The sequence below is a fragment of the Streptomyces sp. NBC_00223 genome (assembly GCF_036199905.1).
Classification (GTDB): domain Bacteria; phylum Actinomycetota; class Actinomycetes; order Streptomycetales; family Streptomycetaceae; genus Actinacidiphila.
The window spans coordinates 5,151,681-5,172,648 of sequence record NZ_CP108109.1; the positions used below are offsets into that span (position 1 = coordinate 5,151,681).

General features: G+C 71.4%; 14 protein-coding genes. 9 read left to right on the forward strand and 5 right to left on the reverse strand.

The window, feature by feature from the left end:
* Nucleotides 1–4: 4 nt before the first annotated feature.
* Nucleotides 5–523 (reverse strand): hypothetical protein, encoded by a 519-nt coding sequence (locus tag OHA30_RS21950; RefSeq protein ID WP_328915560.1) that lies wholly within the window; start codon nt 521–523, stop codon nt 5–7.
* A gap of 137 nt (nt 524–660) precedes the next feature.
* Between OHA30_RS21950 and tsaB the strand changes: the two genes are divergently transcribed.
* The 4 genes from tsaB to OHA30_RS21970 are packed head-to-tail and all read left to right on the forward strand — an operon-like array spanning nt 661 to nt 3,290.
* Nucleotides 661–1,326: a tRNA (adenosine(37)-N6)-threonylcarbamoyltransferase complex dimerization subunit type 1 TsaB gene (gene tsaB, locus OHA30_RS21955; RefSeq protein ID WP_328915561.1), complete on the forward strand. Its 666-nt coding sequence runs from the start codon at nt 661–663 to the stop codon at nt 1,324–1,326.
* Nucleotides 1,327–1,361: 35 nt separating this feature from the next.
* Nucleotides 1,362–1,868, forward strand: coding sequence for a ribosomal protein S18-alanine N-acetyltransferase (gene rimI, locus OHA30_RS21960; RefSeq protein ID WP_328917944.1), 507 nt, complete (start codon nt 1,362–1,364; stop codon nt 1,866–1,868).
* Entirely contained in the window at nt 1,861–3,027 is a 1,167-nt protein-coding gene (gene tsaD, locus OHA30_RS21965) for a tRNA (adenosine(37)-N6)-threonylcarbamoyltransferase complex transferase subunit TsaD (protein ID WP_328915562.1), read from the forward strand. The genes rimI and tsaD overlap by 8 nt, the downstream gene beginning before the upstream one ends.
* Nucleotides 3,024–3,290 carry a hypothetical protein gene (locus OHA30_RS21970; protein WP_328915563.1) on the forward strand — a complete coding sequence of 89 codons (267 nt, stop codon included), beginning with the start codon at nt 3,024–3,026 and terminating at the stop codon, nt 3,288–3,290. Before tsaD ends, OHA30_RS21970 begins: the two co-directional genes overlap by 4 nt.
* A 7-nt stretch (nt 3,291–3,297) precedes the next feature.
* Here OHA30_RS21970 and OHA30_RS21975 read toward each other — a convergent pair whose 3' ends face one another.
* On the reverse strand, nt 3,298–4,479 hold the full coding sequence (locus tag OHA30_RS21975) for a class I SAM-dependent methyltransferase (RefSeq protein ID WP_328915564.1): 1,182 nt from the start codon (nt 4,477–4,479) through the stop codon (nt 3,298–3,300).
* Between the two features lie 631 nt (nt 4,480–5,110).
* On the opposite strand from OHA30_RS21975, the gene groES reads away from it, so the two are divergent.
* From groES to OHA30_RS22000, 5 genes are all read left to right on the forward strand, one after another.
* Entirely contained in the window at nt 5,111–5,419 is a 309-nt protein-coding gene (gene groES, locus OHA30_RS21980; RefSeq protein ID WP_033177833.1) for a co-chaperone GroES, read from the forward strand.
* 136 nt (nt 5,420–5,555) lie between these two features.
* On the forward strand, nt 5,556–7,178 hold the full coding sequence (groL, locus tag OHA30_RS21985; protein WP_328915565.1) for a chaperonin GroEL: 1,623 nt from the start codon (nt 5,556–5,558) through the stop codon (nt 7,176–7,178).
* Nucleotides 7,179–7,595: 417 nt separating this feature from the next.
* Nucleotides 7,596–11,237 carry a LamG domain-containing protein gene (locus OHA30_RS21990; protein ID WP_405786069.1) on the forward strand — a complete coding sequence of 1,214 codons (3,642 nt, stop codon included), beginning with the start codon at nt 7,596–7,598 and terminating at the stop codon, nt 11,235–11,237.
* Nucleotides 11,238–11,475: 238 nt separating this feature from the next.
* Complete coding sequence (locus OHA30_RS21995) at nt 11,476–17,988, forward strand: RHS repeat domain-containing protein (protein WP_328917945.1); 6,513 nt, start codon at nt 11,476–11,478, stop codon at nt 17,986–17,988.
* 56 nt (nt 17,989–18,044) lie between these two features.
* Nucleotides 18,045–18,476 carry a hypothetical protein gene (locus OHA30_RS22000; protein WP_328915567.1) on the forward strand — a complete coding sequence of 144 codons (432 nt, stop codon included), beginning with the start codon at nt 18,045–18,047 and terminating at the stop codon, nt 18,474–18,476.
* A gap of 46 nt (nt 18,477–18,522) precedes the next feature.
* On the opposite strand, the gene OHA30_RS22005 is transcribed toward OHA30_RS22000, so the two are convergent.
* From OHA30_RS22005 to OHA30_RS22015, 3 genes are all read right to left on the reverse strand, one after another.
* Nucleotides 18,523–19,299, reverse strand: a complete 777-nt coding sequence (locus OHA30_RS22005; RefSeq protein ID WP_328915568.1) for an SDR family NAD(P)-dependent oxidoreductase — start codon at nt 19,297–19,299, stop codon at nt 18,523–18,525.
* A 40-nt stretch (nt 19,300–19,339) separates the two neighbouring features.
* Nucleotides 19,340–20,005 carry an MOSC domain-containing protein gene (locus OHA30_RS22010; RefSeq protein ID WP_328915569.1) on the reverse strand — a complete coding sequence of 222 codons (666 nt, stop codon included), beginning with the start codon at nt 20,003–20,005 and terminating at the stop codon, nt 19,340–19,342.
* Nucleotides 20,006–20,168: 163 nt separating this feature from the next.
* Nucleotides 20,169–20,933, reverse strand: coding sequence for a GNAT family N-acetyltransferase (locus OHA30_RS22015; protein ID WP_328915570.1), 765 nt, complete (start codon nt 20,931–20,933; stop codon nt 20,169–20,171).
* Nucleotides 20,934–20,968 lie beyond the last annotated feature (35 nt).

Below are 20,968 nucleotides of genomic sequence, written 5' to 3' on the forward strand. Positions count from 1 at the left end.
TGAATTACGGCACGACTTCGATGTCGCTGCCGATCGCCGCCCGCTGCCACAGCGCGGCGCCGTCCGCCCGTGTCTGGCGGATCGCCCCGGACCGCCGGTCGGGGACGTGCGGGCCGAGCGAACCGTTGAGGGCCGCGCTGAAACCGACGTTCGTGCCGTCGGTCGCCGCGAAGAGCACGACGTGCTCGACCGGCTCGCCGTCGCCGCCCCTGCCCTGGGCGCCGCGCGCGAAGACCGTGTGGCTGCCGGGCGAGGGCGCCAGCCCGCCCGCCGTCACCCGGTAGGTGCGCAGCACCGCGTCGTGGTCGCCGACCAGCCACACCCGCGCCTGGCCGACGCTGTAGACCACCCGCGAGCCGGTGCCGGAGTCCGCGGGCAGCCCCTGCCGGTCGCCGGCCGGCCGGGCGGCGGCGGCGACCGGCGGGGCCGGGATGCCGGGCGCCTGCGCCGCGAGCACCCCGACGACGGCGAGCGCCGCCGCGACGAGTCCGGTGACCACCGCGCCCGACCTGATCCTCGTCACGGTGCCGCCTCCCGTTCAGCGCGTTACGCAAAATGTCAGTATCTGCCACTGTTTATTGGAATTCGTCCGAAGTTGACGTTAGCAGTTGTCCGGCCCACCGCCCCGGCGCCGCGAGCGCGCGCCGTACCCTTGGCTACGTGCTGCTGCTTGCCTTCGACACCGCCACGCCCGCCGTCACCGCCGCCCTTCACGACGGGGAGCGGGTGCTGGCCGAGTCCACGGTGATCGACGCGCGCAGGCACGGCGAACTCCTCGTCCCCGCCGTCGACCGGGTGCTGGTCACCGCGGGCCGTGAGCTCGCCGAGGTCACCGGCGTCGTGGTCGGCGTCGGCCCCGGCCCGTACACCGGGCTGCGGGTCGGCCTGGTGACCGCCGCGTCCTTCGGCGACGCCCTCGGCATCCCCGTCCACGGCGTCTGCACGCTGGACGGACTCGCCTGGGCGGCCGGCGAGGCCGGACTCGACGGCCCCTTCGTGGTCGCCACCGACGCCCGCCGCAAAGAGGTGTACTGGGCGCGGTACGACGGCCCCGGACACCGCGTCACCGAACCCGCCGTGGACCGCCCGGCCGACATCGCCGACGCCGTCGGGGGGCTGCCCGCCGTCGGCGCGGGCGCCGAGCTGTACCCGGAGGTCTTCACCGACCGTCGTCCCGACCCCGCCCATCTGTCGGCGGGCGCCATGGCCGCCCTCGCCGCCCACCGCCTGGCGGCCGGCGAGCGCTTCGCCCCCGTCCGCCCGCTCTATCTGCGGCGCCCCGACGCCCAGGTCCCGGCCGGCTACAAGGCGGTACTGCCGAAGTGACCAACGCCGTCCCGAGCGAGATCGTCCTGCGGGAGATGCGCTGGTGGGACCTGGACACCGTACTCGCCCTCGAACACGCCCTGTTCCCCGAGGACGCCTGGTCGCGCGGTATGTTCTGGTCCGAACTGGCCGACGCCCGCCACCCCGGGGCCACCCGCACCTACCTGGTCGCCGAGACCCCCGACGGCCGGCTCGCCGGTTACGCCGGGCTCGCCGCCGTCGCCGGGACCGCTGACGTACAGACCATCGCCGCCGCGCGCGAGCACTGGGGCACGGGCCTGGGCGCACGGCTGCTGACCGCCCTGCTGCGGGCCGCGACCGCCGCCGAGTGCCATGAGGTGCTGCTGGAGGTACGGGTCGACAACGCCCGCGCCCAGCGCCTCTACCAGCGCTTCGGCTTCGAGCCCATCGGCCTGCGCAGGGGCTACTACCAGCCCGGCAACGTGGACGCGCTCGTGATGCGGCTCACCGACCCGGCCGCCGCCTCCACCACGACCGCCGGCGAACTGCCGGGCGTACAGGAAACAGAGATCCATGGCTGACGAACCCCTTGTCCTGGGCATCGAGACCTCGTGCGACGAGACCGGTGTCGGTGTCGTGCGCGGGCACACCCTGCTCGCCGACGCCGTCGCCTCCAGCGTCGACGAACACGCCCGCTACGGCGGTGTCGTGCCCGAGGTCGCCAGCCGCGCGCACCTGGAGGCGATGGTCCCCACCATCCAGCGCGCGCTCAAGGAGGCCGGGGTCACCGCCCGCGACCTCGACGGCATCGCCGTCACCGCCGGGCCCGGCCTCGCGGGCGCGCTGCTGGTCGGCGTCTCGGCCGCCAAGGCGTACGCCTACGCGCTCGGCAAGCCGCTCTACGGCGTCAACCACCTCGCCTCGCACATCTGCGTCGACCAGCTCGAACACGGCGCCCTGCCCGAGCCGACGATGGCGCTGCTGGTCTCCGGCGGCCACTCCTCGCTGCTGCTCGCGCCCGACATCACCGGCGACGTACGGCCGCTGGGCTCGACCATCGACGACGCGGCGGGCGAGGCGTTCGACAAGGTGGCCCGGGTGCTCGGCCTCGGCTTTCCCGGCGGCCCGGCGATCGACCGGCACGCGCGCGAGGGGGACCCGAAGGCGATCGGCTTCCCGCGCGGTCTGACCGGCGCACGCGACCCGCTCTACGACTTCTCCTTCTCCGGTCTCAAGACCGCCGTGGCCCGCTGGGTCGAGGCCCGGCGCAGGGACGGCCAGGACGTACCGGTCGCCGACGTGGCCGCGTCCTTCCAGGAGGCCGTGGTGGACGTGCTGACCCGCAAGGCGATTCGGGCCTGCAAGGACAACGGCGTCGACCATCTGATGATCGGCGGGGGAGTGGCCGCCAACACCCGGCTGCGCTCGCTGGCGCTGGAGCGCTGCGCCGACGCCGGCATCCGGCTGCGGGTGCCGCGCCCGGGGCTGTGCACGGACAACGGCGCGATGGTCGCGGCGCTCGGCGCGGAGATGGTGGCCCGCGGCCGGCCGTCGTCCACCTTCGACCTGCCCGCGGACTCCTCGCTGCCGGTCACGGAGGTCTCGGTGCCGGGGCACACCCACCCGCCGGAGGGCCACTCCCACGAGCACGGGCACGCGCGCGACCACGGACACGCGCACGCGCCGGGCCACTCCCACGACCACGTGCACGAGTTGAGCAAGGACAACCTCTACGGATGACCGTCACCCTGATGTGGGAGGCCGCCGCCGCCGAGGGCCGCGGCCCCCAACTCCTCGACTGGGCCCGGGAGGAGGCCGGCGACCTGCCCGGCACCCCCCGCCGCCGGGAATTCCTCACCGCGCCCGGCGACCGGGTCCTCGTACTCAGCTGGTGGGACGAGCCCTACGACGCCGAGCTGCCCGAACTCCCCGAGCCGCCCGCCGAGTTGGTGCGCCGCGAGGTGCACCGCTGGCGGTTCGTCTCGGTGTCGGTCGAGTCCTGACGGGCTGTCAATTCCCGCGGACCGGCTGCCCGATCAGCATCGAGGGCGCCCCCGCCACCCGGGTCAGGAAGACCGTGGCCGCGTGCGGACCCTGCGGCTTCACCCGCCTCCTGACCTCCTCCGGCTCCACCGCCGAGCCGCGCTTCTTCACCGTCAGCGTGCCGACCCCGCGCTCGCGCAGCAGCGCCTTGAGCCGCTTCAGGCCGAAGGGCAGCACATCGGTGATCTCGTACCCGGTCGCGTACGGTGTCGGGCGCGCCGCGTCGGCCGTCACATAGGCGATGGTCGGGTCGATCAGGCCGCCGCCCAGCTCCTCGGCCACCGCGGCGACCAGATGCGCGCGGATGACGGCGCCGTCCGGCTCGTACAGGAAGCGTCCGACCGGCAGCACCGGCGGGTCGGGCAGGGTGCCGCGGCTGTGGAGGGCGGCGCCGGAGGGCAGCAAGGTGGCCCGTACGGTGCCCGGTTCGGTGCCGAACCACAGCGCGGCCTCCTTCACGTCCCCGCGGTCCGAGACCCACTCGGCCTCCGCGTCGGCGGGTACGGCCTCGTGCGGGATGCCGGGCGCGACCTTCACCGCCGCGTGCGGGACCGTACGGGCGGCGGTCAGCGCCCAGGACAGCGGCGGGGAGTACGCCTCCGGGTCGAAGGTGCGGCCGCGTCCGGTCCGGCGGGCCGGGTCCACGAACACCGCGTCGTACGCCCCCGTGGCGACCTCGGTCACGTCGGCGTGGCGCACCTCGATCCGGTCGGCCAGGCCCAGCGCCTCGGCGTTGGCGCGGGCCACCGCGCAGGTCAGCGGGTCGCGGTCGACGGCGAGCACCTCGATCCCGGCCCTGGCCAGCGCGATCGCGTCGCCGCCGATGCCGCCGCACAGGTCCGCGAGCCGGCGCACGCCCAGCGCGGCGAAGCGCTCGGCCCGGTGGGCGGCGACCGAGGCGCGGGTTGCCTGCTCCACGCCGTTGGGCGTGAAGTACATCCGGTGGGCGTCCTCCGCGCCGAACTTCGCGACCGCGCGCTGCCGCAGCCGGGCCTGGCCGAGCGCCGCCGACACCAGCGCGGGGTCGTACGTCCGCCGCAGCCGGGTGGCCGCGGCCAGTTCGTCGGCGGGGTCGTGGTCGCGCAGCGCGTCGAGCAGCGCCTGCCCGTCCCCGGTCAGCAGCGCGGCAAAGCCCTCGGAATCGTCCACGCGATCATTCTCCCGCCGCCGAGGGTGCCCTGGGGCCCGGGGCGCCGGGTGTACGGGCGTGCCCGGCTCTTTCCCCCCGCCGGGCGGGTGTGCCGGCATCAGCACCTGTTTCCCGCCGCCGCGGCCTGCTTTTACCGCCCCTGCGGCGGGCGTTGCCGGCGGGGGCGCTTGTTTTCCGCCGCCGTGGTGGGACGCGGCATGGTGGTTTCCGGCGGTGCCCTGCGGCCCGGGGCGCCGGGCATACGGGCGCGTGCCCAGCTCTTTCCCCCGGCGGGGGCGCCTGTTTTCCGCCGCCGTGGTGGGACGCGGGATGGTGGTTTCCGGCGGTGCCCTCCGGGCCGGGGTGCCGGGCATACGGGCGCGTGCCCGGCTCTTTCCCCCGGCGGGGGCGTTGCCGGCGTGGGCGCCATCTCCGCCGTCGCGGGGCGTCGCGGACGCGTCCGTACGGGTACGCCACTGGCACTCCGCTTGACCGAGTGCTAAGAGCGTCCTAGTCTCAGTTCTGGCACTCGACACCGTTGAGTGCCAGCAGTTCAGCGACGGGCAGGTCCGGCACCCGCGACGACGGGCCTACCAGGTCGCCGACCCTGACAGACACTCCCGTGAGCCCTTTGAAGGGGGAGGTCGGATCGTGACGACCGCCAGCACCAAGGTTGCCATCAAGCCGCTTGAGGACCGCATTGTGGTCCAGCCGCTCGACGCCGAGCAGACCACGGCCTCCGGCCTGGTCATCCCGGACACCGCCAAGGAGAAGCCCCAGGAGGGCGTCGTCCTGGCCGTGGGCCCGGGCCGCTTCGAGGACGGCAACCGGCTGCCGCTCGACGTCGCCGTCGGCGATGTCGTGCTCTACAGCAAGTACGGCGGCACCGAGGTGAAGTACAACGGCGAGGAGTACCTCGTCCTCTCGGCCCGCGACGTGCTCGCGATCATCGAGAAGTAGTTCGCGGCTTCACCGCAGCCGTGATCCCGCCCCGGGTTTCCGTGTCCTCAAGGCCCGGGTGCCCGGGGCGGTTTCTTTGACCGTCCTGCCGTCCGTGACGACGTGATTAGACGAGTAGACGAGGTAGTTCCCAGGCATGGCCAAGACCCTGAAGTTCGACGAGGACGCCCGTCGCGCCCTTGAGCGCGGCGTCAACAAGCTCGCCGACACCGTGAAGGTGACGATCGGCCCCAAGGGCCGCAACGTCGTCATCGACAAGAAGTTCGGCGCCCCCACCATCACCAACGACGGCGTGACCATCGCCCGTGAGGTCGAGCTCGACGACCCCTACGAGAACCTGGGCGCCCAGCTGGTGAAGGAGGTGGCGACCAAGACCAACGACATCGCGGGTGACGGCACCACCACCGCGACCGTGCTGGCCCAGGCGCTGGTCCGCGAGGGCCTGCGCAACGTCGCCGCGGGTGCCTCCCCGGCCGCCCTCAAGAAGGGCATCGACGCGGCCGTCAAGGCCGTCTCGGAGGAGCTGCTCGCCACCGCCCGCGCGATCGAGGGCAAGGAGGACATCGCCGCCGTCGCCGCGCTGTCCGCGCAGGACCAGCAGGTCGGCGACCTGATCGCCGAGGCGATGGACAAGGTCGGCAAGGACGGTGTCATCACCGTCGAGGAGTCCAACACCTTCGGTCTCGACCTGGACTTCACCGAGGGCATGGCCTTCGACAAGGGCTACCTCTCGCCGTACTTCGTCACCGACCAGGAGCGGATGGAGGCCGTACTCGACGACCCGTACGTCCTCATCCACCAGGGCAAGATCTCCTCGATCCAGGACCTGCTGCCGCTGCTGGAGAAGGTCATCCAGTCCGGTGGCTCCAAGCCGCTGCTGATCATCGCCGAGGACGTCGAGGGCGAGGCCCTGTCCACGCTGGTGGTCAACAAGATCCGCGGCACGTTCAACGCCGTCGCCGTCAAGGCGCCCGGCTTCGGTGACCGCCGCAAGGCCATGCTCGGCGACATCGCCACCCTCACGGGCGCGACCGTCATCGCCGAGGAGGTCGGCCTCAAGCTCGACCAGGCCGGTCTCGACCTGCTGGGCACCGCCCGCCGGATCACCGTCACCAAGGACGACACCACGATCGTCGACGGCGCCGGTGACAAGGCCGAGATCGACGGCCGGGTGGGCCAGATCAAGGCCGAGATCGCCACGACCGACTCCGACTGGGACCGTGAGAAGCTCCAGGAGCGTCTGGCGAAGCTGGCCGGCGGTGTCTGCGTGATCCGGGTCGGCGCCGCCACCGAGGTGGAGCTCAAGGAGAAGAAGCACCGCCTGGAGGACGCGATCTCCGCGACCCGCGCGGCCGTCGAGGAGGGCATCGTCTCCGGCGGTGGCTCCGCGCTGGTCCACGCGGTCAAGGTTCTCGACGACAACCTCGGCAAGACCGGCGACGAGGCCACCGGTGTCGCGGTCGTCCGCCGCGCCGCCGTCGAGCCGCTGCGCTGGATCGCCGAGAACGCGGGCCTCGAGGGCTATGTCATCACCGCGAAGGTCTCCGAGCTGGACAAGGGCCACGGCTTCAACGCGGCCACCGGCGAGTACGGCGACCTGGTGAAGGCCGGCGTCATCGACCCGGTCAAGGTCACCCGCTCCGCCCTGGAGAACGCGGCGTCCATCGCCTCCCTGCTGCTCACGACCGAGACGCTGGTCGTGGAGAAGAAGGAAGAGGAGTCCGCCGAGGCCGGTCACGGTCACGGCCACTCCCACTGACGCGATCGCGTCAAGCACCTGACAGTCCGTACGAAGTCCGTACGACAGCCGCCCGAGGCCCGGCGGACCCCCGGTAAGGGGTCCGCCGGGCCTCGGGCGTTGTGGCGTTCGGTTGTTCAAGAAATGGTCACAGTAGGGTAACGCTTCTCCCTGTGAGGTCCGGCGAAACGGTCGAAGCCGGAGCAGGGATGCACCCGGTATGACCGGTCATTCCCCCATCTCACCCCGTGTGTAAAGACCTTGACGGTCAATCAGCGAAGACTGTTGGATACACGCTGTTTGAGTTCGTCCGAGTGTTCGATCCTGGGGTGTGGGGTTCATATGGGGTGGGGGGAGCCGCGCGCAGCGCGCGGCAAAGGAAACGCATGGAGACGCGGGTCCCTGTCGGCGGTGACGGCGCTGCTCGTCGTCGCGCCGATGCTGGGCCTCGGGGCCGCGCCCGCGACCGCGGACGCCGGGACGCCCCCGGCGCAGACGGAGGATCAGAAGGCGCTCGCGGAGGCCCAGCGCACGGGTCAGCGGGTGGAGATCGCCGGGCAGGCGACGGAGAACACCACGACGTACGCGAACCCGGACGGGCTCACGTTCACGCTGGAGGACTCCGCCGTACCGGTCCGGGCGAAGAAGCCCGGCGGCGGCTGGCAGACACCGGACGCCACGCTGGTCCGGCGCCCCGACGGCTCCGTCGGGCCTGCGGCCGCGGTCGTGGACATGTCCTTCTCCGGCGGCGGTGACGGCGCCGGCCTGGTACGGATCTCCGAGCAGGGCAAGTCGCTTCAGGTGGGCTGGCCGGGCCGGCTGCCCGCGCCCGTGCTCAGCGGCGCCAGCGCGCTCTACCCGGACGTCCTGCCGGACGTCGACCTGAAGGTGACCGCCACGGTCGAGGGCTTCCAGCACGTGCTGGTCGTCAAGACCCCCGAGGCGGCCCGCGATCCCAGGCTCAAGAAGGTCGACTACACGCTCAGCAGCGACGGTCTGACCGTCCGCACGGGCACCGACGGCGACCTGGCCGCCGTCGACGGTGAGGGCCGGACCGTGTTCCGGGCGCCGCGCGCCCAGATGTGGAACTCGGCCGGCGCGGTACGGGACGAGGCCCCGGCGGCCCCCGCGGCGACCGGCCGCGCCGCGGCGCGGACCGGCGCGACGCCCGGCGACACGCAGACGGACGCGCCGCCGCCCGGCACCACCGCCTTCGCCGCGACGCCCTCCGGCGAGGGCGTGGTGGACCGCTCGCAGCAGCCCGGACAGGGCGACGACGTCGCGGAGATGCGGACGACCGTCACCGACCACTCGGTCTCGGTGGTCCCCGACGCCGATCTGATCGGCCGGACCACCGAGGCGCAGTACCCGCTCTACATCGACCCGACGGTGACGTGGAGCGGGGACGAGCGCACCCTGCTGCGCTCGGACGGCTACAAGTCGTACAACTTCGGCAACGGCACCGACAACGAGGGCTCCGGGATCGGCCACTGCGGCACCTGGAACGGCTACTACTGCGGTCCCGGCTACACCCAGCGGCTCTACTTCGAGTTCTCGCCGACCAGCCTCAAGGGCAAGTCGGTGCTGTCGGCCACCTTCCGGGCCACCGAGACCTGGTCGTTCTCCTGCGACGCGCGCTGGGTGGACCTGGAGCGCACGGACAACATCTCGTCGTCCACCGCCTGGTCGTCCAAGCCCAAGGACCTGGACCTGATGGTGGACCGCAATGTGTCGGCGGGCCGCGGCTCGGCGTGCAGCCCGTCCCAGCCCACCAAGGCGATCGACTTCACGGACAACGCGGAGGAGACCAACGAGAATCTGACCCCGACGGTGAAGAGCTTCGCCGCGGGCAGCTTCTCCCGGCTGACGCTGGAGCTCAGGGCGCACGACGAGTCGGACACCAGCGCCTGGAAGCGGTTCAAGAACGACGCCGTGCTCGCGGTGAAGTTCGTCGCCACCCCCGCGCTGCCCAAGACGCCCGGCCTGGTCACCGGTGACGGCGTGATCTGCTCCACCAACTCGGCCGACCCCACCATCGTCAGTGACCCCACACCGCTGGTCTCGGGCCGCCCGCAGACGGCGGCCGGCGGCGAGTCGGGCGCGAATCTGCGCATCCGGTGGCGTACGGACAAGTGGGACGGCTCGACCTGGGTGACGGCGTTCACCGATGTCACCCGGCCGACCTCCGGATACGTGGCCAACCTCGCCACCCAGACGGCCAGTCTGCCCACCCTCCAGGAGGGGACGAAGTACCGGCTCAAGGCGCTGACCCTCTCCTTCTACGAGGGCGGCACCAACCAGCTGAACACCGGCTACACCACGCCGTGCTACTTCACCGTGGACTCCACAGCGCCCAAGGCCCCGGTGATCACCATGGGCAGCCCGTACACCGCGTGCACCGCCACCTCCTGCGCGCCGGCCGGCGGTCCCGGCACGAAGGGCACCTTCACCTTCGCCCCCGCGTCGGGGGACACCAACAACGTCGCCTACCAGTACAAGCTGTCGACGGACACGGCCTGGTCCGCGGAGATCGCGGGCGCGACCGTGCACAAGGACATCGTGCCGGGCAAGGCGGGCACGTATCAGCTGACCGTCCGCGCCAAGGACTCGATCGGCCGGTGGGGCGCGCAGTCGCTGGTGGACTTCCTGGTCGCGGCGGGCGCGGGTCCGGTCGCCCAGTGGCACTTCGACGAGGCGTCAGGTGTCGCGGTGGACTCCTCCACCACGGTGGCGGCCAACCAGCACAACGCCACCCTGTCCACGACCGGGGCCACCCGTGACGGCCGCGGCCGCCGCGGCGAGATCCTGCACGACGCCTCGGGCGTGCCGGTGACCACCCCGGCCACCGACAAGGGCCTGTCCCTGGACGGCACCTCGGGCTACGCGTCGACCGCGGGGCCGGTGCTGGAGACCCGGTCGGCGTACACGCTCTCCACGTGGGTGCGGCTGGACGACCTCAGCAAGAACCAGATCCTGCTCTCGCAGGACGGCACCCGCTACAGCCCGTTCATCATGGGCTACGACAAGGGCCTGGCCACCTACTTCTTCGGAGTGAAGGAGCAGGACGCCGACACCGGCACCGCGTACTACGGCATCAAGGACACGCGGGCCGCCCAAGTGGGCCAGTGGACCCATCTGCTGGGCACCTACGACCCGGCGACTCAGGAGATCAAGCTCTACGTCAACGGGATCCTCCAGGGCACCACGCACACCGCCGGTTCCTGGTCCGCGACGGGCGCGTTCCAGATCGGCCGGTACAAGTGGGCGAACCTCTACCAGTACAACACCCAGGGCATCATCGACGAGGTCAAGGTCTGGCAGCGCACGCTGACGCCCGACGAGGCCCTTGTCGAGGCGCGCTCGCTGGACACGGGCGGCTTCGGCCAGACCGAGCTGGTCGGCGCGTGGGACCCGGCGAACGCCAGCGGCACCTCGCTGGCCGACACCGCCTCGGGCTACGGGCGTTCGCTCACGCTGACCGGCGGCGCCTCGCTCGACGGTGAGTCCCTCGTGCTCGACGGCGTCAACGGCGCCGCCACCACGCCGGGCGCGCTCGTCGACGACTCCGGCTCGTTCACGGTCACCACGGCCGTGTCCCTGGACGGCGCCAAGCTGGCGGCCAAGCCGGTCGGTTACGTCGGGCAGGTGGTCGGCCAGCGCACCGCGAGCGGTTCGTCCTGGGGCTTCTGGTTCCAGCTGACCGGCAAGTCCACGGTGCTGGACGAGGACACGCTGGAGGAGAAGACCGTCCCGGTGGGCATCTGGCACTTCGGGCGGCTCAACAGCGACGGCACCTTCACCTCCGTGGTGTCCGACGAGACCGCCGCGATGGACAGCGCGGTCCGGCTGACCGGTGTGTTCAACGCCCAGGACGGCACCGTGAGCCTCTACCTCGGCCACAACCAGAACGGCGAGGAAAAGGCGTACACCGCGCAGGTCGGCACGGGTGAGTTCGCGGTCGGCGCGTCCTACGCCGGGACCACCTGGCAGCACTACCTGCCCGGCCGGATCACCGATGTGCGGGTCTGGGCCGGCGCGATGGTGAGTTCCGAGCAGATCGACCAGCAGGTGGGCGACTGACGCGTCCGGATGCCGGGGACGGCGGCGCGCGGGGGGACCGCGCGCTGCCGCTCCCCCCTCCGGCCGTTCCCGCGCATCACTCTTCGCACTCTCCGCAACTTCTCGCGATCTTCAACGACAGGGTGGGGGCTCATTCATGGCGTTCGGGTTGGGCGCATCGAGACGATGGTCGCAAGGGGTGCGCCGACGCTGTGTGCGCGCCTCGGTGACCGTGGCGGTGCTGGCGCTCGCGGTGCCGATGGGCATCGCGCAGGCCGCGTCCGCGCAGACCACGACGGCGCAGTCGGCGAAAGCCGGTCTCGGCCGGCCGGACGTCCCCGACCAGCGGGTGAGCAAGGTCGCCGCGGTCAAGGGGCTGGGCGCCGCCCGGGCGCGGGCCGCCGTGACCCGGGACGCGGCGGCCAACGCGGCCTCGGCGGCCGAGGCGACGGCCGAGCGCAGGGCCGCCTGGCCGAGGCCGGGCCGGGCCGACGTGCCGCTGACCGCGGCGGGGACCGGGACGGCACACGCCGGCGGACTGCCGGTGACGGTGGACGTCCCCGCGGCGACGTCCGGCGGCCGCGCGGCCGCCGGGTCCGCGCGGGTCGAAGTGCTCGACCAGCAGGCCGCCCAGCGGGCCGGGGTCACCGGCGTACTGCTGACCGCGGGAGCCGAGGAGCCGGGCCGGGCCGAACTGCGGGTCGACTACAGCGGCTTCGCCGGCGCGATCGGCGGCGGCTGGGGACAGCGGCTGGGACTGGTCACGCTGCCGCAGTGCGCGCTGACCACCCCGGAGAAGCCCGAGTGCCGGGTCCAGACCCCGGTGGCCTCGCACAACGACATCGGCGGGCACACCGTCTCCGCGCAGGTCGACCTCCCGCGGGCCGACTCCGGTCTGTCCACCCAACTGGTCGGCGGTACCGCCGTCCTGGCGCTGACCGCGGCCGCCTCCGGCAGCGGTGAGTCCGCGGCCGGCACGGGCGACTACGCGGCGACTCCGCTGTCGGAGTCCTCCTCCTGGAACGCGGGCAGCAGCTCGGGCTCGTTCAGCTGGTCGTACGACTTCGGGCTGCCGCCCGCGGCCGCCGGACCCGTACCGGCCCTGTCGCTCGGCTACGACTCCGGCAGCGTCGACGGCCGCACCGCCACCAGCAACAACCAGGGCACCTCCGTCGGCGAGGGCTTCGACCTCAGCAACTCCTATGTCGAGCGCTCCTACGGCGGGTGCGACGACGACGGCCACGACAAGGTGTACGACCTCTGCTGGAAGTACGACAACGCGACGCTGGTGCTCAACGGCAGGGCGTCCAAGCTGGTCAAGGACGACACCACCGGCGACTGGCACCTCCAGGGCGACGACGCCTCCAAGGTGACCCGCTCCACCGGCGCCGACAACGGTGACGACGACGGCGAGTACTGGACGGTGCTGACCGGCGACGGCACCAAGTACGTCTTCGGCCTCAACAAGCTGCCCGGGGCCGGCACCGAGCGCACCAACTCCACCTGGACCGTACCGGTGTTCGGCGACGACTCCGGCGAGCCCGGCTACTCCTCGGGGAGCACCTTCGCCGACCGCTCGCTGACCCAGGCCTGGCGCTGGAACCTCGACTACGTCGAGGACATCGACGGCAACGCGGCGACGTACTGGTACACCAAGGAGACCAACTACTACAAGAAGAACAAGGCGACCAAGGCGGACGCCGGTTACGTCCGCAGCGGCTATCTGAACAAGATCACCTACGGTCTGCGCAAGGACGCCCTCTTCACCGACGACGCCGACGGCAAGGTCACCTTCGCCTACGCCGAGCGCTGCACCGCCTCCGACTGCTCCAGCCTCACCAAGAGCACCGCGGAGAACTGGCCGGACGTGCCCTTCGACGCCATCTGCGCCAAGGACGACGACGACTGCAAGGCACCCGCGCCCTCGTTCTTCTCCCGCAAGCGCCTCACCGGGATCAGCACCTTCTCCTGGAACCAGTCGACGAGCGCCTACGACCCGGTCGACACCTGGGCGTTCGTCCAGGAATATCTGGACGGCGGTGACATCGGCGACTCCAGTGACCAGGTGCTGACCCTGAAGTCGATCAAGCGCACCGGCCAGGCCGGCACGGCGATCACCCTCAACCCGGTGACCTTCACCTACCAGATGCGGCCCAACCGGGTCGACGGCACCGACGACATCCTGCCGCTGACCCGCCCCCGGATCTCCACCGTCACCTCGGAGACCGGCGCGATCACCACCGTCACCCTGTCCGCGCCCGAGTGCGTGCGCAGCCAGGTGCTCACCGCGGCCGAGGACACCAACACCCGCAACTGCTACCCGCAGTTCTGGCACATCAACGGCGCCCTGGAGTCGTCGGTCGACTGGTTCCACAAGTACCGGGTGCTGGACGTGCTGGTCTCCGACCCGGCCGGGCAGAACGAGCCGGTCGAGTACACCTACGACTACTCCGGCGCGGCCTGGCACCACAACAACGAACCGATGACCCCCAGCGACGAGCGCACCTGGTCGGACTGGCGCGGCTACCGCCAGGTGACCGTCTACAGCGGCTCGGTCGTCGCCGAGCGCAGCAAGACGGTCTCGATCTACCTCCAGGGCATGAACGGGGACAAGAAGAAGGACGGCACGACCCGTTCGGTGTCCTTCGCCCCGCTGACGTCCCCCGCGCTGTCGGTCGCGTCCATCACCGACAGCGACGTGTACTCGGGACAGTTGCGCGAGCAGGTGACGTACGACGGCTCGACCGCGATCAGCGCGAGCGTCTACGACCCCTGGTCGCACGAGACCGCCCGCCAGTCGGTGAGCGGCGCCCCCGACGTGGTCGCGCACTTCGTCGGCACCGCCAAGACCACCAGCTACACCTACCGGACCGTGCCGCAGACCTGGCGGTCGCGGAGCGTCGCCACCACCTTCGACAGCTACGGGATGCCCGTCACCGTCGACGACTCCGGTGACAACGCCGTGAGCGGGGACGAGACCTGTGCCCGCACCTGGTACGCCCGCAACGACGCGGTCGGCCTCACGAGTCTGGTCTCCCGCACCCGTTCGGTGGCCAAGCCCTGCTCCACGGCCGAGGCGTCGCTGAACCTGCCGGCGAACACGGACACACGCGGCGACGTGCTCTCCGACACCGGCGTCGTCTACGACAACGCGCAGGCCACCGCCTGGACCGCGAACCAGACGCCGACCAAGGGCCGGACCACCTGGAGCGGCCGGGCCACCGGCTACCCGGCGCACGCCGACACGAGCGGCGAGCGGCCGCCGACGGGCTGGCAGACCAGCAGCACGATGGGCTACGACGTCCTCGGCCGGCTGACCAGCACCACGGACGCGGCGGGCAACACCACGGGCGCCACGTACACCCCGCTCACCTCGGGTCCGGTGACCAAGCTGGTCACCACCGACGCCAAGGGCTTCAAGACCACCGACTTCATCGACCCCCGCCGCGGACTGGCGCTGCGCTCGTACGACGCCAACCTGCAGAAGACCGAGACGCAGTACGACGCGCTCGGCCGGCTGCTCTCGGTCTGGGAGCCGAACCGCGACAGCGGCGCGGGGCAGAGCCCCAATCTGAAGTTCGCCTACCACCTCTCCAACGACAAGCCGTCGTGGATCTCCTCGGCGAAGCTCAAGGCCGACGGCACCACGTACAACACGACCTATGTGATCTACGACGCGCTCCAGCGTCCCCTCCAGACCCAGTCCGCGACCCCGCTGGGCGGCCGGCTGCTGACCGACACCCGCTATGACTCGCGCGGCAACAGCTACGAGACCTTCGCCGACATCTTCGACAGCACGACCGCGCCGAACGGCACCTACACCCGGGCCGAGTTCGGTGAGGCGCCCAGCCAGATGGAGACGACGTTCGACGGCGCCGGACGGGAGACCAGCAGCTCGCTGTACGTGTACGGGGTGAAGAAGTACACCACCACCAGCACGTACACCGGTGACTCCACGGCCACCACCGCGCTGGACGGCGGTACGGCCAAGCGCTCGATCACCGACGGGCTCGGCCGGGTCGTCGAGACCCGCGACTACAACGGCACCAGCCCCGCCGACGCCCAGTACGGCGGTGGTGTCGGCGCCTCCTACTCCTCGGTGAAGACCGAGTACGGCCTCGACGGCAAGCCCAGCCGGGTGACCGGTCCCGACGGCTCGCGGTGGACCTACGCCTACGACCTGTTCGGCCGCCAGGTCAGCACCGGCGACCCCGACAAGGGCACCACCGTCACCGGCTTCAACGGGCTGGACCAGGCGATCAGCACGACGGACTCGCGCGGCCGCACGGTCCTGACCGCGTACGACGTGCTGGGCCGGATCACCGGCACCTGGAACGGGTCGAAGACCGACGCCAACCAGCTCACCGCCGACACCTACGACAGCGTCCTCAAGGGGCAGCTGACGTCGGCGGTCCGCTACATCGGCGGCAAGAACGGCAAGGCGTACGGCAAGACGGTCACCGCCTACGACAACATGTCCAACCCGGTCGAGACGCAGATCACGCTGCCCGCCGACGACCCGCTGGTCACCGCGGGTTCGCCCGCCACCTTGACGTTCTCCAGCTACTACGGCATCGACGGCACGCTGAAGAACACCACGGAACCGGCGCTGGGCGGACTGCCGTCCGAGACCGTCAACTACGGCCGCAACGGCTTCGGCGCGGTCACCACGGTCAGCGGCGCCACCGGCTATCTGCTGGCCACCGACTACTCCGCGCTGGGCCAGGTCAACCAGCTGACGCTGGGCATGAGCGCCTCGGCCAACAAGAACACGTACATCACCAACACCTTCGAGGAGGGCACCGGCCGGCAGACCCGCAGCCTGGTCACCGACCAGACCCAGCCCTACGCGCTCCAGGACCTGAACTACGGCTTCGACAAGGCGGGCAACGTCACGTCGATCACCGACACCAGCACCCTGGGCGGCACGGAGAGCGCCGAGACACAGTGCTACGGCTACGACGGCCAGCGCCGGCTGACCGAGGCATGGACACCCTCGTCCCAGAACTGCGGCACCGCCCGCAGCGCCTCCGCACTGGCCGGACCGGCCCCGTACTGGACCGGCTACACCTACGACACGGCAGGTCAGCGTGCCACCGAGACCGAGCACAAGGTCACCGGCGACATTCTGACGTCCTACTGCTACCAGGGCGGCCAGCCGCACACCCTCAGCGGCACCCGGCCCGGCGCAGGCGGCTGCGACACCCCGGCCACCGGCTACGTCTACGACTCGACCGGCAACACCACCCAGCGGCCGGGCGACACCGGGACCCAGAACCTCCAGTGGTCCCCGGAGGGTTACCTCAGCCAGATCACCGAGAGCGGCCGGTCGACGGACTACGTCTACGACGCCGCGGGCGGTCTGCTCGTGCGCAGCACCAGCGACGGCGAGCGGATCCTCTACGCCGGAGCGACCGAACTGCATCTGCGCGCCAACGGGACCACCTGGGCCCAGCGCTACTACGGCAACGGCACCGCCACCCTGGCCGTCCGCACCAACGAGTCGGGCAGCCAGCAGCTGTACTTCCTGACCGGGGACCAGCACGGCACCTCCACGGTGGCCGTGAAGTCCGACACCCAGGCGTTCGTCAAGCGCTTCCAGTCGCCTTTCGGCCAGACCATCTCCGCCGGTTCCACCGGCGACTGGCCGGACGACAAGTCCTTCCTCGGCGCACCCGAGGACACCGGGACCGGGCTCACCCAGATCGGGGCACGCCAGTACGACCCGGACACCGGTCAGTTCATCAGCGTCGACCCCGTGCTCGACGCCGACCACGACCAGACCATGAACGGCTACTCGTACGCGGGCAACAACCCCACCACGTACAGCGACCCCTCCGGACGCCAGTTGGAGGAATGCGCGACCGGCAAGATCAAGTGCGTCGGCGGAATGCCGGTGACCACCGGGAGCCAGGGCGCGCCCTGCCCGAGCCTGAACAATCCGCAGTGTCCCGAATACCGCGGCGGCAGCGGCAAGGGCGGAGGCGGCGGTTCATCGGGTGGCGGCAGCAAGGGCGGCGGTATGTGCCCGAGTCTGATCAACCCCAATTGCCCCGAATACCGCGGCGGCGGCGGTGGCGGCGGCGTGAAGGCCGGGGCGTGCCCGAGCCTGACGAACCCCAATTGCCCGGAATACAACAGCGCCCAGGGTGCGGGTAAGCACGACAACGCGCTCAAGGACGTCCTTTCCCACTGGACATCGTCCACCGGATGCGCCGACGAAGGATTCGGCGGACGGGTCTGCGCGGCACTGAACGGAATTCTGGCCGGCGGCGGGACCATGGCGAACGCCCCGCCGGATCTCGCCAAACGCTGGAGCGCCATCATCAGCGTCTTCAACAATCCCAACGCCGACGCGGCGGAACTCGAAGAAGCGATCAAGGGACTGGCCAATTTCCTCAAGACCCCCGCGGCCCTGAAAATGGCGTCGATGGTCGCGGGCGACAAGGTCCAGATCCAGAACGCGCGATTCGGCGCGGAACTGCCGGGACTCACCCGATATCTCAAGGTGGCGAACGGCATCGGACTCGGACTCACCGCCTGGTCGAACTACCAGGCCACGAATGGAAATGTGGCCGAGACAGCGGTGACCACCGGCGCCGACATGGGCATGATCTGGGCCAGCGCGCTGATAGGCGCGGAGATCGGCACCGCCATTCCTGTGCCCATCGTGGGTACGGCAGTGGGGGTTACGGTGGGAGCCGTTGCTGGTATCATCACGACCAGCATCACCAACAACGCGATAGACAAGGTCTGGCACAAATGGTTCTGACCTGAGTTGATCCGCCCGGCCGGTGATGAATATCGCGACGAGACGGGAATGATCAGATGGCTCTGCTGGCAGCCGGACTGATATCTCTCGCCGTCGCGATATTCCACGGGGTGTACGTACTGCGAAAGCTGTGGAACGACCCCCGGTACGCCGACAAGATGGTGATCTCGTTCTCGCGTCTCCCGTACAGCCCCGCGGTCCATCGCGGGGCTGTACGGGCTTCGCTGCTGCTGACCGCGATGGCGGCGACCATCAGCGTGTTCTTCTTCGCCGCGGCCGTTTCCGATCTCCAGGGAAACGAGGGCCGCGACGCCGGCAGCCTGGTGGCGCTGATCGCGCTCTTCCTCTTTCTGGCCTGCTTCGCCACGCATCTGTCGATCATCTGGTTCAACTTCCCCCGGCAGCTGGCGCTTCCGAGCATGCGGGAGGACACCGGAATGGTGATCGCCGCCTTCCGCCGCCGCTTCTCCTCCGCCAAGGGCCGCTGACCGCACGCCGATCGGGCGGTGTGACGGTATCGCGCCGGACGGCCGCTCAGCGTTTGGGATCGTAACGGCGGCCCGCGCCCGTGGAGACGGCCCCGAAAAGCCCGGACGGCACATGCCGGGCAAAGGCGACGGCCACCTTGTACCGCACGTCGGGGACGCTGACCACCCGGCCCCGGGCGAGATCGCGGAGCGCCGCGGCCACCACCTTGTCGGCGTCGAGCCAGGCCCACGACGGCAGCCGCTCGGCGTCCATTCCGGCCCGCTGATGGAATTCGGTCCGCACAAAGCCCGGGCACAGGGCGAGAAAACGGATACCGCTGCCGCGCAGCTCCAGGGCGACGCCCTCGGTGAACCGTACGACCCACGCCTTGCTCGCGGAGTAGGTCCCGCGCGGCATGAAGGCGGCGACCGAGGCCACATTGATCACGAAGCCGCGGCCGCGCTCCCGCATCCCCTCGGCCGCCGCGGTGGTCAGCCGCAGCACCGCCTCGCAGTGCACCCTCAGCATCGCCAGATCCTCGCCCACCGGGGCGTCGAGGAACCGTCCCCGGTTGCCGAACCCGGCGTTGTTGACCAGCACGTCCACCGGGCGGCCGACGTCCCGCAGCCGTGCCTCGACCGCCGCGATGCCCTCCTCCGTCGCGAGGTCGGCGGGCAGCACCTCCACCTCGACCCCGTACGTCTCGCGCAGGTCCGCCGCGGAGTCGGCCAGCCGCTGTTCGTCCCGCGCGACCAGGACGAGCCCGTGCCCGTCGGCCGCCAACCGCCGTACGAACGCCGCGCCGAGCCCCGCGGTCGCCCCCGTCACCAGTGAAGTCGTCATGGGGGAACCCTAGGCGGCCGTGGGGGACGCCCGGGCGCGGCTACCGCCTCGCCAGCCGCGCGCGGATCGCCTCCGCGTACGAGACGTTGAGCGCGTCCTTGGCCGCCATCGCCCGCGGCAGCAGCTCCGGCTGTGTCGTCATCGCCCGGAACAGGAAGCCGACCGTCACCTCGTGGGCGGGCCTGGCGATCACCTCGATGGGGTCGCCTGCGGCGATCTCCCCGGGGACGAGCACCCGGAAGAAGGGCCCGGGAACAGCGGCCTGGGTGAAGCGCTTCACCCAGCCCTTCTGGTCCAGCCACCCGGCGAAGGTCCGGCACGGGATCCGCCCCGAGGTCACCTCCAGCACGACCGTCCGGCCGATCCGCCAACGCTCGCCGACCAGCGCGGAGTTGACGTCGATGCCGGTCGTGGTCAGATTCTCGCCGAAGGAGCCGGGGGTGAGGTCGCGGCCCAACTCCTTCTCCCAGCGGTCCAGATCCTCACGGGCGTAGGCGTACACGGCCTGGTCGTCGCCGCCGTGGAAGCGCAGATCGCACACCGCGTCCCCGGCCACCCCGCTGCCGGCCTGTCCGGCGGGCCCGGGCGCGGCCACGGACACCGCCCCGGCGACCGGCCGTTTGTCGATCCCGGTGACGCCCCCGGCCGAGTCGGTGTAGGGCACGGCGAGCGGGCGGGACACATTCACGGACAGCACTCGGGCCATGGGCCAACCCTAAGCGGTGCCACGGGCCGGCCGCCCGCGAACGGCCGGGCCTCGCCGGGAAGTCGAAGGAGCCGGGCGCCGGATCGCGGGTCGACCCGCCCTCCCGGCGGTCATGGGCGCGGGCACCTTCGTGGTGGTGGGCACAGTGGTGGGCCTCTGTCCCTCAGCCCTCGCGGAGGTACGGCGTGGTCACGCTGAGCGGAACGAATCCCAGCCGCTCCAGGATCGGGCGGCTCTGGTCGGAGGCGTCCACCTGGAGGTAGGGGAAGCCGTGTTCGGCGGCGAGCCGGGCCCGGTGGGCGACCAGCGCGCGGTAAATTCCGCGCCCCCGCCACTCCTTGAGGGTGCCGCCGCCCCACAGGCTCGCGAAGTCCGTACCCGGGTGGAGTTCCATGCGCGCCCCGCACACCGGCACGTCACCGGCCATCGCCACGGTCATCAGCACGGTGTCGGCGCGCTCGGCGAGATCGTCGAGCAGCCGCGCGCGCAGATGGTCCGCGCTCGCGCCGAACGCCTGCTCATGGACGGCCGCCAGCAGATCGACACCGGCCGGGTCCGTGACCGCCTCCAGCCGTACGCCCTCCGGCGGCGCCGCATCCCGGGCCAGCTCGGCGACCTCTGCGACCATCAGCGTCTCCGGGGGGTCCGGTACGAAGCCGGCCGCGCGCAGGCGGTCACCGAGGTCGGCGGGGCGGTCGTGGGAGTACAGCTTCCACTCGTACTCCGGGCCGGCGCCCTCGGGGGAGGCGAGCCAGGCCAGCTCGGCGGCGATCGCGGCGTCGGCGCTGTCCTCGTCGAGCCGCGACCAGGTGACGGTGGCCCAACCGTCGGGGCCGCCGCCCGTCTCCCGCCCGACGGTCGTCCCGGCGGGGAAGGCGGCGCGGCGCATCTGGGCGTCGAAAAGGGCGAGGGTACGAACGGGGTCCATCCCGGCATCCCATCACGCCGGGCCCGTCCGCCCAA